General features: G+C 71.9%; 10 protein-coding genes and 1 pseudogene. 10 read left to right on the top strand and 1 reads right to left on the bottom strand.

Going from position 1 to position 14,255, the window contains the following annotated elements; translation table 11 throughout:
- Positions 1–8 precede the first annotated feature (8 nt).
- The 5 genes from BJ971_RS21110 to BJ971_RS21090 all read left to right on the top strand — a co-directional run bounded on the left by BJ971_RS21110 (position 9) and on the right by BJ971_RS21090 (position 7,562).
- On the top strand, positions 9–2,981 hold the full coding sequence (locus tag BJ971_RS21110; protein WP_184994966.1) for a glycosyl hydrolase 115 family protein: 2,973 nt from the start codon (positions 9–11) through the stop codon (positions 2,979–2,981).
- Positions 2,978–4,219: an SGNH/GDSL hydrolase family protein gene (locus BJ971_RS21105; RefSeq protein WP_184994965.1), complete on the top strand. Its 1,242-nt coding sequence runs from the start codon at positions 2,978–2,980 to the stop codon at positions 4,217–4,219. Before BJ971_RS21110 ends, BJ971_RS21105 begins: the two co-directional genes overlap by 4 nt.
- A complete protein-coding gene (locus tag BJ971_RS21100) occupies positions 4,216–4,728 on the top strand; it encodes a DJ-1/PfpI family protein (protein WP_184994964.1) in 513 nt (170 codons plus the stop codon). The genes BJ971_RS21105 and BJ971_RS21100 overlap by 4 nt, the downstream gene beginning before the upstream one ends.
- Before the next feature lie 72 nt (positions 4,729–4,800).
- On the top strand, positions 4,801–6,183 hold the full coding sequence (locus BJ971_RS21095; protein ID WP_184994963.1) for a glycoside hydrolase family 10 protein: 1,383 nt from the start codon (positions 4,801–4,803) through the stop codon (positions 6,181–6,183).
- Positions 6,184–6,251: 68 nt separating this feature from the next.
- A complete protein-coding gene (locus tag BJ971_RS21090; protein WP_184994962.1) occupies positions 6,252–7,562 on the top strand; it encodes an extracellular catalytic domain type 1 short-chain-length polyhydroxyalkanoate depolymerase in 1,311 nt (436 codons plus the stop codon).
- Between the two features lie 66 nt (positions 7,563–7,628).
- Here BJ971_RS21090 and BJ971_RS21085 read toward each other — a convergent pair whose 3' ends face one another.
- Positions 7,629–9,347: a VWA domain-containing protein gene (locus tag BJ971_RS21085; RefSeq protein WP_239087352.1), complete on the bottom strand. Its 1,719-nt coding sequence runs from the start codon at positions 9,345–9,347 to the stop codon at positions 7,629–7,631.
- A gap of 322 nt (positions 9,348–9,669) precedes the next feature.
- Between BJ971_RS21085 and BJ971_RS21080 the strand changes: the two genes are divergently transcribed.
- The 5 genes and pseudogenes from BJ971_RS21080 to BJ971_RS21060 form a co-directional block, all read left to right on the top strand.
- Positions 9,670–10,428 (top strand): ABC transporter ATP-binding protein, encoded by a 759-nt coding sequence (locus tag BJ971_RS21080; protein ID WP_184994960.1) that lies wholly within the window; start codon positions 9,670–9,672, stop codon positions 10,426–10,428.
- Entirely contained in the window at positions 10,415–11,110 is a 696-nt protein-coding gene (locus tag BJ971_RS21075) for an ABC transporter ATP-binding protein (protein WP_184994959.1), read from the top strand. Before BJ971_RS21080 ends, BJ971_RS21075 begins: the two co-directional genes overlap by 14 nt.
- A 26-nt stretch (positions 11,111–11,136) precedes the next feature.
- Complete coding sequence (locus BJ971_RS21070) at positions 11,137–12,390, top strand: ABC transporter substrate-binding protein (protein WP_184994958.1); 1,254 nt, start codon at positions 11,137–11,139, stop codon at positions 12,388–12,390.
- Positions 12,387–13,259, top strand: coding sequence for a branched-chain amino acid ABC transporter permease (locus tag BJ971_RS21065; RefSeq protein WP_184994957.1), 873 nt, complete (start codon positions 12,387–12,389; stop codon positions 13,257–13,259). The genes BJ971_RS21070 and BJ971_RS21065 overlap by 4 nt, the downstream gene beginning before the upstream one ends.
- Positions 13,256–14,200: pseudogene (locus tag BJ971_RS21060) on the top strand (branched-chain amino acid ABC transporter permease); the annotation flags it as partial. The gene BJ971_RS21065 and the pseudogene BJ971_RS21060, both read left to right, overlap by 4 nt.
- Positions 14,201–14,255: the final 55 nt, after the last annotated feature.

The following is a 14,255-nucleotide window of genomic DNA, read 5'->3' as shown; positions in this document are numbered from 1 at the left end:
GCGTACCCATGAAGGCACTTCTCGCCCTCGCGGCGCTGGCCGCACCGCTGTTCGTCGCGGTGCCGGCGGCCGCGCGGGCCGTACCGGACGACGCGCTCGCCTCGGCGGACCGCGGCAACTACGTCTCCGCGCAGCCGGGCCGCGGCCGCTTCCCGCTCGTGGCCGACGGCCGCGCGGCGCCGCTGGTGGTCAGCGCCGGCGACCACGCCGGCGTCATCCGGGTCGTCGACGACCTGCAAGCCGACATCGCGGCGGTCACCGGGGTCACGCCGGCGGTCGCACACGACCGGATCCCCGGCGGGCGTGACCCGGTGCTGATCGGCACGGTCGGCAAGAGCCCGCTCATCGACCGGCTGGTCGCCGCGGGCAAGCTCGACGTCCGCGGCCTCGCCGGCAAGTGGGAGACCACCGTCGAGCAGGTCGTCGACAACCCGCTGCCGGGCGTGCGCCGGGCGTTCGTCATCGCGGGCAGCGACCAGCGCGGCACCATCTACGGCGCATACGACCTGTCCAAGCGGATCGGCGTGTCGCCGTGGCGGTTCTGGGACGACGTGCCGGTGCGCCACGTCGACGCCGTCCACGTGCTGCCCGGGCGCCACACGCAGGGCACGCCGGCGGTGAAGTACCGCGGCTTCTTCATCAACGACGAGAACCCGGCGACCGGCACCTGGGCGCCCCGCTACTTCGGGCCCGGCAAGGCGCCGGGCTACCCGGGCGGGCTGAACGCGGCCTACTACGCCAAGGTCTTCGAGACCATGCTGCGGCTGCGCGCCAACTACCTGTGGCCGGCCGTCTGGGGGCGCGCGTTCGCCGAGGACGACCCGCAGAACCACGCGACGGCCTCCTACTACGGCGTGGTCATGGGCACCTCGCACGAGGCGCCGATGATGCGCGGCATCGAGGAGTGGAACCGGCACCCCGCCGGCACCGGCGAGTGGAGCTTCCGGCGCAACCCGGACGCCATCAAGGCGTACTGGCGCGACGGCGCGCAGCGGATGGCCGACCAGAAGATCGAGGGCGTCATCACGCTCGGCATGCGCGGCAACGGCGACGTGAGCCTGCCCGACGGCGACGGCATCGACCTGATGGACTCGATCATCGACACGCAGCGCGGGATCCTGCGTGACACCGGCCTGATCGGCGCGCCGCAGGTGCAGACGCTCTATAAGGAGGTCCAGCGCTACTGGGACGGCGGCTACCGGCCGCCGGACGACGTGACGGTGGTCTTCTGCGACGACAACTGGGGCAACCTGCGCAAGCTGCCGGACGCCTCGCTGCCGGCCCGCTCCGGCGGGTACGGGATGTACTACCACTTCGACTACGTCGGCGGCGGCCGTAACTACAAGTGGGTCGACACGGTCAACCTGACGAACACCTGGGAGCAGCTCGACCTCGCGTACCGCTCCGGGGTGGACCGGCTGTGGATGGTCAACGTCGGCGACCTGAAGAACGAGGAGCAGCCGACCCAGTTCTTCCTCGACTACGCCTGGAACCCCGCCGCCTGGCCGCTCTCGCGGCTCGGCGAGTGGGAGCGGCAGTACGCCGCGCAGAACTTCGGCCCCGCGCTCGCCGGCCGGATCGCGGACCTGCTCGGCGACTACGGCCACCTGCAGTCGCGGCGCAAGCCCGAGCTGCTGAACCGGCGGATCACCATCGACCCCGCCACCGCGCAGATCAGCTACGACGACCAGGCGAGCCCGTTCAGCCTCACCGACTACGGCGAACTGGACCGGGTCACCGCCGAGTGGCAGCGGCTCGGCGCCCGCGCCGACCGGATCAAGGCCGCGGTGCCCGCGGCCTGGCAGGACGCCTACTTCCAGCTCGTCTACTACCAGGTCAAGGCGACCGCCAACCTGTACGCGCTGCGCCGCGCGGAGTTCACCAACATCAGGTACGCCGCGCAGGGCCGCGCCGCCACCAATGATCTGGCCGACGTCGCCGAGGCCCGGTTCGCCGAGGACCAGGCGCTCAACGCGCACTACAACACCGCCCTGGCCGGCGGGAAGTGGCGCGACTGGCAGCTGCAACCCAAGATCGGGTACGGCAACGTGGCCCGGTACGGCCCGAACGCGCCGTGGCAGCAGCCGGAGAAGGACAACGTGGCGCTGCCGGACGAGATCTACCCGTACCTGCAACGGATCGAGGTGCCCGCGGCGGCGGGGATGGGCGTCGCGCTCGACGGCGGCGACCCGGTGACCCTGCCCGCGTTCAGCCCGTACCAGGCGCAGCCCGCGCAGTACCTCGACGTGTACAACACCGGGACGACGCCGTTCGCGTACCGGATCAGCCCGGCCGTGCCGTGGGTGCACGTCACGCCGGCGGCCGGCCGGGTCGACAAGGAGATCAGGGCGATCGTGCGGGTCGACTGGTCCCGGGCGCCCAAGGGCCGGACCACCGTGCCGATCACGGTGACCGGTCCGGGCGGCGCGAGCACCGTGGTGCAGGCGCCGATCGACAACCCGGTGCTGCGGCCCCGCGGCTTCGTCGAGGCGAACGGCTACGTCGCGATGGAGGCCGACCACTACAGCCGCGCCGTCGGCGACTGGCGGCTGCTGCCCGGCATCGGCAAGACCGGCAACGGCATGACCCCGCTGGGCGGTGCCGGTGCCCGCCTCGAGTACGCGATGACGCTGACCAGCACCGGCCCGGTGAAGGTCACGGCGGTGCTGTCGCCGCGCAACAACGTGCGGCCGACCGACGGGCTCAAGTACGCGGTCTCGCTCGACGACGACGCGCCGCAGACGGTGAACGTCACGACGGCGACCGGCGCCAACGACACCACCATGAACCGGCAGTGGGAGCGCAACACCTCCGACAACGCCAACGTCACGACCACCACCCACGCGGTGACGGCCGCGGGCACGCACACCCTCAAGTTCTGGATGGTGGACCCGACCGTGATCGTGCAGCGCCTGATCGTCGATACCGGGGGAGTCAGGTACAGCTACCTCGGCCCGCCCGAGAGCCGGAGGGTCCGATGAACCGCCGAACGATACTCGGCCTCGGCGCGGCGGCGGCCGTCTCCGCGGCAACGGTCCACCAGCGTGGCGGGCCGCGGCCCAAGGGCTGGCTGCACACCTGGGTGTCCATGCCGCAGCTCACCGAGCCCGGCAACATGCCGCCGGCGCCGTTCAACGCCGACGGCGTGGCGCTGGCCGACACCACGCTGCGGCAGACCGTGCAGACCTCGATCGCCGGCTCGTCGCTGCGGGTGCGCTTCTCGAACGCCTTCGGCGGCGCGGTCCTGCCGATCACCGGCGTCACCGTCGCGCTGCCGCTGGACGGGCGGGCCGGCGCGAGCGCGATCGTGGCGGGCTCGGCGCGCGCGGTCACCTTCTCGGGCCGGCCGGGTGCATCGGTGCCGGTCGGCGCGCAGGTGGTCTCGGACCCGATCGACCTCGACGTGCCCGCGCTGACAAACCTCACCGTCACCGCGTACCTGGCCACCGGCCAGGCCTCGGCGGCAATCACCTCGCACCCCGGCTCGCGGACGACCTCACACCTGCTGCGCGGCGACCATCGCGACGCCGCGGAGCTGCCCGGCGCCACCCCGGTCGACCACTGGTACTTCCTCAGCGGTGTCGAGGTGCGCACCGCCGGCTCGGCGACCGTGGTGCTCGGCGACTCGCTGACCGACGGGCGCGGCTCCACGACCAACGGCAACGACCGGTGGCCGGACCGGCTGAAGTCCCGGCTGCGCGACGTCGCGGTGCTCAACCAGGCGGCCGGCGGCAACCGGGTGCTCCAGGACGGCCTCGGGCCGAACGCCCTCGGCCGGCTGGACCGCGACGTGCTCGCGCTGGGCGGCGCCGACCGGCTGATCGTCTTCGAGGGCGTCAACGACATCGGTACGGCCGCCGCGACGCCGGCGGCGCAGCTCCAGGTCGGCGAGGACCTGGTGGCCGCGTACGACCAGATGGTCACGCGGTCGCACGCCCGCGGCATCCGGGTGTACGGCGCGACGATCACCCCGTTCGGCGGCAACACCGGCTACGACGACGCGGACGGGCTGCGCGAGGGCACCCGCCGCACGGTCAACGACTGGATCCGCCGCTCCGGGCGCTTCGACGCGGTGCTCGACTTTGACGCGGCGGTCCGCGACCCGATCGGGCGCCGGCGCCTGCTCCCGGCCTACGACACCGGCGACCACCTGCACCTCAACCCCACCGGCTACCAGGCCATCGCGGACTCGGTGCCCGATCGGCTGTTCCGGCGATGACCACCATGACGAACGTGGCGGTGCTGGTGCCGCCCAGCGGCGGGCCGGCCGGCCTGGCGACCTACCGCGCCGTCTTCGGCGGCCCGGTGTTCGACCTCTCGTTCGCCGCCGTCGGCCTGAGCTCCGCCGGGCACGACCTGCTGGCGCGGGCCGACATCCTCGCGGTGGCGCCGTCGGCCCGGGGCACCGGCGACGGCGGCGCCGAGGTGGCCGCGACGCTGCGCGACGCCGCCCGCCGCAACTGCCGGATCCTCGCGGTGGGCGGTGCCGTCCTGACCGTCGCGGCGGCGGGTCTGCTCGACGGGCGGCGGGTGTCGACCTGCCCGGCGTTCGCCGAGGAGCTGCGGCGCCGCTATCCGCGCGTGCGGACGGCGGTCGGCGTGCGCTACGTCGACGACGATCCGATCTTCACGGCGGCCGACGGGCCGGCCGGCCTGGACCTGTGCCTGCACCTGGTCCGCAAGTACCACGGCGCGGCGGCGGCCGCCGCCATCGCCCGCACCCTCTGATCCGTCCCGATTCGTACCCCGCTGTACCCGTCCGGTATTTGGGAGCGCTCCCATTTGAGAAAGGCGCAACTCATGAACCAGTCCTCCGTCCCCAGAAGTGCCACCCGGAGATCCCCGCTCCGGGTGGCGACCACCCTGTTGGCGGCGAGCGTCGTCGCGGCCGGCGCCGCGGTGGCGCTGGCGTCCTCCGCCGACGCCGCCACCACGCTGGGCGCCTCGGCCGCGGCGTCGGGCCGCTACTTCGGCGCCGCCGTGGCCGCCAACAAGCTGTCGGACTCGACCTATGTGGGCATCCTGAACCGCGAGTTCAACAGCGTCACGCCCGAGAACGAGATGAAGATCGACGCGACCGAGCCGTCGCAGGGCCAGTTCAGCTACACCAACGCCGACCGGATCGTCAGCCACGCCAAGTCGCAGGGCATGCAGGTGCGCGGCCACACGCTCGCCTGGCACTCGCAGCAACCCGGCTGGATGCAGAACATGTCCGGAGCCGCGCTGCGCACCGCGATGCTCAACCACGTCACCCAGGTCGCCACCCACTACAAGGGACAGCTGTCCGCCTGGGACGTGGTGAACGAGGCCTACGCCGACGGCAACGACGGCGCCCGGCGTGACTCGAACCTCCAGCGCACCGGCAACGACTGGATCGAGGCGGCGTTCCGCGCGGCCCGTGCCGCGGACCCCGCGACGAAGCTCTGCTACAACGACTACAACACCGACAACTGGAGCTGGGCCAAGACGCAGGCCGTGTACTCCATGGTCCGCGACTTCAAGTCGCGCGGCGTGCCGATCGACTGCGTCGGCTTCCAGTCGCACTTCAACAGCGGCTCGCCGTACCCGAGCAACTACCGCACCACGCTGTCCAGCTTCGCCGCGCTCGGCGTCGACGTGGCCATCACCGAGCTGGACATCGAGGGATCCGGAACGACGCAGGCCACCACCTACGGCAACGTCGTCAACGACTGCCTCGCGGTCGCCCGCTGCCTTGGCATCACCGTCTGGGGCATCCGGGACACCGACTCGTGGCGGGCCAGCGGCACCCCGTTGCTGTTCGACGGCAACGGCAACAAGAAGGCCGCGTACACCTCCGCGCTGGCGGCCCTCAACGGCGGCGTCACGCCGACCACCCCGCCGACGACCCCGCCCACCAGCCCGCCGACGGGCGCGGGCTGCACCGCGAGCGTGACCCTGAACCAGTGGAACGGTGGCTTCACGGCCGCCGTGCGGGTCACGGCCGGCTCCGCCGCGGTCAACGGCTGGGCGGTGACGCTGACAATGCCGTCCGGCACCACGGTCACCAACACCTGGAACGCGGTCGCCGGCGGCAGCAGCGGGACCATCCGCTTCGCCAACGCGAGCTACAACCCGCGGATCCCGGCGGGCGGCAACACCGAGTTCGGCTTCCAGGGCACCGGCACCGGGCCCAGCGCCACCCCGTCCTGCGCCGCGTCCTGACCAGACCGCCCCGGCGCGGGGCGCCATCCCCCCGCGCCGGGGCTCCGCCCCCGGAACTGAGGAATGTCATGAAGAGACTCGCTCACGCGCTACTGGCGGTGGCCACCGCCGCGGCGGCGATCGTCGCCTCGACCACGCTCCTGCCGGCCACGCCGGCCGCCGCGGCCTCGCTCCAGGAGGTCACCGGCTTCGGCACCAACCCGACCGGCCTGCGGATGCACCTGTACGTCCCGGACCGGCTGCCGAGCAACCCGGCCCTGCTCGTTGCCGTGCACTACTGCACCGGCTCCGGGCCGGCCTTCTACTCCGGTACCCAGTTCGCGTCCCTGGCGGACCGGTACGGCTACATCGTCGTCTATCCGTCGGCGACGAGGTCGGGCAACTGCTTCGACGTGTCCTCGCCCGGCGCGCTGCGCCACGACGGCAACAGCGACCCGGTCGGCATCGTCTCGATGGTCCGCTACGTGCAGCAGCGCTACGGCACCGACCCGGCCCGCACGTTCGTCACCGGCGCGTCGTCCGGCGCGATGATGACCAACGTCCTGCTCGGCGACTACCCGGACGTGTTCCGGGCCGGCTCGGCGTTCATGGGCGTGCCGTTCGGCTGCTTCGCCACCACCGACGGCTCCAGCTGGAACAGCGCCTGCGCCAACGGGCAGATCACCAAGACCCCGCAGGCGTGGGGCGACCTGGTCCGGGCCGCGTACCCGGGCTACACCGGCGCCCGCCCGCGGATGCAGGTCTGGCACGGCACCGAGGACGCGACGCTGCGCTACCCGAACTTCGCCGAGGAGATCAAGCAGTGGACGAACGTGCTGGGCGTGAGCCAGACGCCGGTGCTCACCGACTCGCCGCAGTCCGGCTGGACCCGCACCCGGTACGGGTCGCCGGGTACGCAGGCGCCGGTGGAGGCGGTCAGCGCGGCCGGCGTGGGGCACTCGCTGCCGACCAGCGGCATGGCCGAGGGCGCGATCGCCTTCTTCGGCCTCGACACGCCGACGGTGCCGAACCCGAGCGGCTCGGCGACCACCCCGCCGCCGTCGTCGAGCACCCCGCCGCCGGCGGGTAACTGCCGGGTCGGCTACACGGTAAACGCCTGGAACACCGGGCTGACCGCGTCGATCACCATCACGAACACGGGACCGGCGCTGACCGGCTGGACCCTCGGCTTCACGCTGCCCGCCGGGCAGGTCATCACCTCGGGCTGGAACGCCACGTACACGCCGACGAGCGGGGCGGTCACCGCCCGCAACGTCTCGTACAACGGTGCGCTGGCGACGGGTGCCTCGACCGGCATCGGCTTCCAGGCGACACACACCGGCAACAGCGGCAAGCCGGCGGCGTTCACGCTCAACGGCGTCGCCTGCGCGGTCGCCTGACGGACAGCCTGCTGCCCCGGCCTGGGTGAGCCGGGGCAGCAGGCGTACCAGTCGTCCGTCGGATCGTCAGGCGCCGGAGCGGCTGCCGATCGCCCGCAGGAAGATGTCGCCGATCTTGGCCGGGTCCTCCGCGATGTAGACGCCGCCGTCGCCGGTCGCCTTCGTGATCGCGGTGAGCTCGTTGCGGTCGACGCCGTTGCCGATGCCGATGAACACCATGCGGACCGGCTTCTCCGGGTTCTTCAGCTTCTTCAGCTTGTCGAGCAGCTGCGCCCGGGTCAGGCCGCCGGGGTTCTCGTTCACCCCGTCGGTGAAGAGCAGCACCGAGTTGATCCGGCCGGGCTGCCAGCCCTCCAGCACATTCTGGTACGCGGCCAGCGTCGTGTCGTACAGGCCGGTGTCGCCCTTCGGCTTGGGCTCCATGTTCTCGATCGCCTCGCGGAGCTGGGTACGCGCGGCGGTCAGCGGGCTGATCGCCACCTGCTCCTTCCATGGCCGGCTGCCGACCATGTCGGTGGAGAAGACCCAGTTGCCGACGGCCCACCGGTCGTCGAAGAGCGACAGCCCCTCGATCGCGGCGCGCTTGGTGACCTCGTTACGGGTGAGGTTGCCGGCGGTCGGCACCTTCGTCAGCATCGAGCCGGACACGTCGAAGACGGCGAGGACCCGGCCCGGCTGCGTGATCGCCGTCCAGCTGCCGAGCACCTGGCTGATCGCGGCGGTGTACCGGGCGGCGAGCGCGGCCGCCTCGGCGGCGTCGGGCGAGGCCTGCGCGGCCGGCTCGGCCGCCTGGGGCGCGCCCTCGGGCGCGGCGAAGCCGGTGCCGGCCGAGCCGTCGGGGTTGCGCAGGCCGGCCGCGGCGAGCGCCTTGCCGAACGACGGGCCGCGCAGCGCGGTGTGCAGGGCCTCGGCGGCCTTGGCCTTCTGCGGGTCGACCTCGGGCATGATCGCGAACGGGTAGTCCAGCGCGGTCGGCGCCGGGTCGAGGTAGAGGGCCGCGAGCGGGACCGGCGGCTTTGTCGCGTTGAAGGCGACCACGTCCTCCTCCGACAGCGGGGCGGCGCTCAGCGCGGTCGTCACGTCCTGAGTCGAGGTCGGGAACTTCTCCACCAGGTCGCGGCGGATGCTCGAGCTGTTCGCCGCCAGCGCGCGCAGCGCGCCGACCTTCTTCTTGGTGCCGGCGGAGTCGTCGCCGGCCGCGCCGCCCAGGGCGAGCAGGCCGGATAGGCCGGCGGCGTCGCGGGTGGGGTCGACGATGCCGGGGCGCAGGGTCTTGCCGCCGGTCAGCGCGGCGAGCATGTCCGCCCACCCCAGCTTCTTCGCGGGCCAGCCGAGCGTCTGCGCGATCGGGGCGGGCATGGCCAGCACCACGGGGCTCTCGGCGACGGGCTGACGGTCGGTCGGCACGAAGCCGGGCGCCTCGGCGCTCACCCGCAGCAGCCAGGACGACGAGTCCGGGATCCACACGTCCGGCACCTCGGCCTGGCCCGTGCCACCGCCGAGGCCGGTGAGCGTGACGCCGTGGCGCTGCGCGATGGCGGCGGCGCCGGCGGCCGGCTCGAGGTCGACGACGTTCACCTCCACGCAGACGCCGTCGACCTGGGCGTCCTCCTTGACCCACGCGTCGGCGGTCGTCCGGACGGCGGGGGCTATCTCGGTGGCCGCGGCGACGTCCAGCCTGATCTGGCCGGAACAGTCCTTTGCGGAGAGCTGCTGGTAGCCGAGCCAGGAGCCGCCGCCGACGAGGACGACGGCGGCCGTGGCCGCGGCGAGGATGATGGTCAAGTTGAAGGTTCTACGGTGACGTCCGGACACGCGCTCCATGGTCCGCAAGTGAAGATCGGATTGCCATGGATGTTCGGACGAATATTCATAGCCGCTGCAAACATCCGCCGGAATCAAACTTCCACATGTGACGACACCACACTGGAACGCCCATATCGGGCGCCATTTCGGTGGTCGACGGGTCACGGCACGTGGTGATGCTCCCCACTGAAATGCCACAAGATGTGTGATTACTCCACATGGCGTGCGCCATCGCCCCGCCCATAGTGTTGCGGATCACAGGGCGCCCTCCTCGTCGCCCGGTCCGAAGAAGGAGGTGGGGATGCCGCCGCCGATCCTCCAGGCCCGCGGGCTCGCCAAGCAGTTCCGCGGTTTCCACGCCGTGGACGGCGTCGACCTCGACATCGCGGCCGGCAGCGTGCACGCGCTCGTCGGGCCCAACGGTGCGGGCAAATCCACCCTGTTCAACCTGCTGACCGGCTTCCTGCGCCCGAGCCGGGGGAGCATCACCCTCGACGGCCACGACGTCACCGGGCTGGCGCCGGACCGGGTGGCCCGCCTGGGCGTGGCCCGCTCGTTCCAGATCACCACCCTCTTTCCCCAGGTGACCGCCCGCGAGCACGTCGAGCTGGCGCTACAGGCGCCGACCGGCCTCGGCTGGCGGTTCTGGCGCTCCGAGGACCGCCTGGGCCGGTTCCGGGACCGGGCGCTCGCCCTGCTGGACGACGTCGGCCTCGCCGACGCGGCCGAGGTGCCGGCCGCCGCCCTGGCCTACGGCCGCAAGCGGGCCCTCGAACTGGCCGTCGCCCTGGCCCTCGACCCGCGGGTGCTGCTGCTCGACGAGCCCACCGCCGGAATGGGCGCCGAGGACGTCGAGCGCACCATCGCGCTGATCCGCGCCGTCCGGGCCGGGCGCACCGTCGTGCTCGTCGAGCACAACATGCGCGTGGTGGCGAACCTCGCCGACCGTGTCACCGTGCTCACCCACGGCAAGGTCCTGGTCGAGGGCGGCTACGCCGAGGTGCGTGCCGACCCCCGCGTGATCACCGCCTACCTCGGAGAAGCCCATGCTGACCGTTGAGGGACTCAGCGCCTGGTACGGCGAGGCGCAGGTGCTGCGCGACGTCGACATCGCGGTCGCCGAGGGCGAGATCGTCACGCTCGTCGGACGCAACGGCGCCGGCAAGACGACGCTGCTGCGCTGCCTGATGGGCCTGCACGCGCAGTGCTCCGGGCGCATCGCCTTCCTCGGCGACACCGCCTTCGCGTCCCGGCCCGCCTACCGCCGCGCCCGCGCCGGCCTCGGCTACGTGCCCGACGACCGCGGCGTGTACGCCACCCTGAACGTCGAGGAGAACCTGCTGCTCCCGCCCGTTGTCGGCCCGGAGCCCTGGCCGCTGAGCCGGATCTACGACACCTTCCCGGTGCTGGCCGAGCGGCGGCGCTTCGCGGGCACCCAGCTCTCCGGCGGCGAACAGCAGATGCTCGCGCTCGCGCGGGTCCTGCGCAGCGGCGCCCGGCTGCTGCTCTGCGACGAGCCGACCGAGGGCCTCTCGCCGCTGCTCGTGCGGCAGATCGGCGACATCCTGCGCGAGATCAAGGCGGCCGGCGTCACCGTGCTGCTGATCGAACAGAACCTGCACTTCGCCACCACCGTGGCCGACCGCCACCACCTGCTCGCCGAGGGCCGGGTCGTCGAGACGCTCGACAACGGCGCGGTCCGGCAACGAGAACACGAACTGCTCGCGTACCTCGGCATCTGACCCCCCACCCCCCGAGGAGACAACCCATGCGAAAGACCACCAGAGCGCTCACCGCCGCTCTGGCCGCCGGCACGCTGCTGGTCGCCGGCTGCGGCCGCGGCGGCCCCGGCGGCGGCGCCGACGCCAAGGTGAGCAACGACAAGATCGTGCTGGCCGTGCTCAACGACCAGTCCGGCGTCTACGCCGACCTGTCCGGCAAGAACAGCATCGAGGCGGTCCGGATGGCCGTCGCCGACTTCCAGGCCAAGTACGGCGACAAGGCGGTCAGCTCCGACATCGAGGTGGTCTCCGCCGACCACCAGAACAAGCCGGACATCGCCAACTCCAAGGCACAGGAGCTCTACGACCGGCAGCAGGCCGACGCGATCCTCGACGTGCCGACCTCCTCCGCGGCGCTCGCCGTCGCCAACGTGGCCAAGGCGAAGAAGAAGCTGTACTTCAACATCGGCGCCGCCACCACCGAGCTCACCGGCAAGCAGTGCAACAGGTACACGTTCCATTACGCGTACGACACCTACATGCTGGCCAACGGGACCGGGTCGGCGGTCACCAAGCAGGGCGGCGAGAACTGGTACATCGTCTACCCGGACTACGCGTTCGGGCAGGACATGGAGAAGTCGTTCAGCGCGGCGATCGGCGCGGCCGGCGGCACCGTTGTCGCCAAGGACCCGACGCCGTTCCCGAACGACAACTTCTCCACCTTCCTGCTCAAGGCGCCGGGGCTGAAGCCCAAGCCGGACGTGCTCGGCACCATGCAGGCCGGCGGCGACCTGGTCAACCTGGTCAAGCAGTACAACGAGTTCAAGCTGCGGGAGCAGGGCATCAAGCTCTCGGTCGGCCTGATGTTCATCACCGACATCCACTCGCTCGGCCCGGACGCGTTCGCCGGCACCACCTTCACCGACGCCTGGTACTGGAACTTCGACGACCGCAACCGGCAGTGGGCCGACCGGTTCACCGCCAAGACACAGACCCGCCCGTCGTTCGCGCACGCGGCCAACTACTCGGCCGCCACGCAGTACCTCGAGGCGGTGCAGCGGGCCGGCACCGACGCGGCCGACGCCGTCGTCGGCGAGCTCGAGGGCTACACCTACGACGACATGTTCGCCCGCAACGCCACCGTCCGGGCCAAGGACCACCGGGTCGTGCACGACGTCTACCTGGCCGAGGTGAAGCCGAAGAGCCAGGTCACCACCGAGTGGGACTACGAGAAGATCCTGCGCACCATCCCGGCGGCCGAGGCGTTCCGGCCGGAGTCCGCGGGCGGCTGCACGCTGTGACCGGCTTCCTGCAGCAGTGCTTCAACGGGCTGGTCAGCGGCGGCTTCTACGCGCTGCTGGCGCTGGGGCTCGCCGTCATCTTCGGCATGCTCGGCGTGGTCAACTTCGCACACGGCGCGTTCTTCATGCTCGGTGCGTTCGGCGCCTACCTGGCCCTTGCCGAGCTCGGCATGCCGTTCTGGGTGGCGCTGTTCGCCGTACCGGCGCTGCTGTTCCTGCTCGGCATGCTGCTCGAACGCACCCTGATCCGGCGGCTGACGCCGTTCGACCCGCTCTACAACTTCCTGCTCACCTTCGGGCTGACCCTGGTGCTCCAGGACGCGGTCAAGCGCGAGTACGGCGTGCAGTCCCAGCCGTACCCGCGCCCCGCGGAGCTCTCCGGCTCGATCGACCTCGGGGTCTTCGACTACCCCGCCTACCAGGTGTTCGTGCTCGGTGCCGCCGTCGTGCTGTGCACGGCGGTCTGGCTGGTGCTGACCCGGACCCGGGTCGGCATGGTGGTGCGGGCCGCCACCGAGCGCCCCGAGCTGACCGGTGCGCTCGGCGTCAACGTCGGCCGCTGGGTGACACCGGTCTTCGCGTTCGGGGTGGCCCTCGCAGGCCTGGCCGGGGTGCTGGCCGCGCCCATGCGGGCGGTCAACCCGCTGATGGGCGCCGACCTGATCATCGCGGTCTTCGCCGTGGTGGTGATCGGCGGCCTCGGCTCGGTCTTCGGCTCCGTGCTCGCGGGCTTCGCGATCGGCGTGGCGCAGTCGCTGGGCAACCTGTACGTCCCGGCGCTGTCCCAGACGCTGATCTTCATCATCATGGCCGGCGTGCTGCTGCTGCGGCCCGCGGGGTTGTTCGGACGCGAGGAGGCCCGCACGTGATCCGGCTGCTGCTGCACCACACCGAGCCGGCCGCCCGCCGCCCGCTGCGGTGGCTGCTGCTGGCCGCCGGGCTGACCGTTGCCCTCGCCCTGCCCTGGCTGATCTACCCGCCGGTGGCCATGGACATCGTCACCTGGGCGCTGTTCGCGGCCGCGGTCGACCTGCTGCTCGGCTACACGGGCCTGCTCTCCTTCGGCCACGCCGCCTTCTGGGGCAGCGCCGCGTACGCGTCCGGGCTGATCGCCATCCACAGCGGACTGCCGTTCCCGGTCGCGGTGCTCGGCGGCGCGGCGCTGGCCGCCGCGCTCGCCGTGCCCATCGGCTACCTCTGCGTGCGCAGCACGGGCATCTACTTCGCCATGGTCACGCTGGCGTTCGCGCAGATGGTCTACTTCGTGGCCAACCAGTGGCGCGACGTGACCGGTGGCGAGAACGGCCTGCAAGGCATACCCCGCGAGCTGTTCGGCGCGGACCTCAGCGACCCGTTCGTCTTCTACTACGCCGGGCTGCCGATCATCCTGTTCGGGCTGTTCTGTATGTGGCGCATCGTGCACTCGCCGTTCGGCCACGTGCTCGTCGCGATCCGCGACAACCCGGCCCGGGCCCGGGCGATCGGCTACCCGGTCGACCGGTACAAGCTGCTCGCCTTCGTGCTCTCGGCGGCGCTGTCCGGCCTGGCCGGCGGCCTGTTCGCGATCAGCCACGGCTTCGCGTCGCTCCAGGAGGTCTACTGGACCACCTCCGGCAAGGCCGTGATGATGGTCGTGCTCGGCGGCATCGGCACGCTCTGGGGCAGCACCCTCGGCGCCGCCCTGGTCGTGCTCCTGGAGGACTATCTGTCCACCTCCGGCTTCAACGGCATCGGCCTGGTCACCGGCACCGTCTTCGTGCTGGTGGTGCTGCTCTTCCGGCAGGGCCTGTGGGGCGCCGCCCGGCAGCTCGGCGCCGCCGTCTCCCGCGCGGGGCGAAGACGCGTCGCCCAGGAGGCGCCGGCCG

This window comes from Amorphoplanes digitatis (genome assembly GCF_014205335.1).
Classification (GTDB): domain Bacteria; phylum Actinomycetota; class Actinomycetes; order Mycobacteriales; family Micromonosporaceae; genus Actinoplanes; species Actinoplanes digitatus.
This window is presented reverse-complemented; position numbering and strand designations above follow the sequence as displayed.

Excerpts from the sequence above, each read along its gene's own strand:
- BJ971_RS21100 (WP_184994964.1), top strand. The coding sequence starts at position 4,216 with ATGACCACCATGACGAACGTGGCGGTGCTGGTGCCGCCCAGCGGCGGG.
- BJ971_RS21095 (WP_184994963.1), top strand. The coding sequence starts at position 4,801 with ATGAACCAGTCCTCCGTCCCCAGAAGTGCCACCCGGAGATCCCCGCTC.
- BJ971_RS21090 (WP_184994962.1), top strand. The coding sequence starts at position 6,252 with ATGAAGAGACTCGCTCACGCGCTACTGGCGGTGGCCACCGCCGCGGCG.
- BJ971_RS21080 (WP_184994960.1), top strand. The coding sequence starts at position 9,670 with ATGCCGCCGCCGATCCTCCAGGCCCGCGGGCTCGCCAAGCAGTTCCGC.
- BJ971_RS21110 (WP_184994966.1), top strand. The coding sequence starts at position 9 with ATGAAGGCACTTCTCGCCCTCGCGGCGCTGGCCGCACCGCTGTTCGTC.
- BJ971_RS21075 (WP_184994959.1), top strand. The coding sequence starts at position 10,415 with ATGCTGACCGTTGAGGGACTCAGCGCCTGGTACGGCGAGGCGCAGGTG.
- BJ971_RS21070 (WP_184994958.1), top strand. The coding sequence starts at position 11,137 with ATGCGAAAGACCACCAGAGCGCTCACCGCCGCTCTGGCCGCCGGCACG.
- BJ971_RS21105 (WP_184994965.1), top strand. The coding sequence starts at position 2,978 with ATGAACCGCCGAACGATACTCGGCCTCGGCGCGGCGGCGGCCGTCTCC.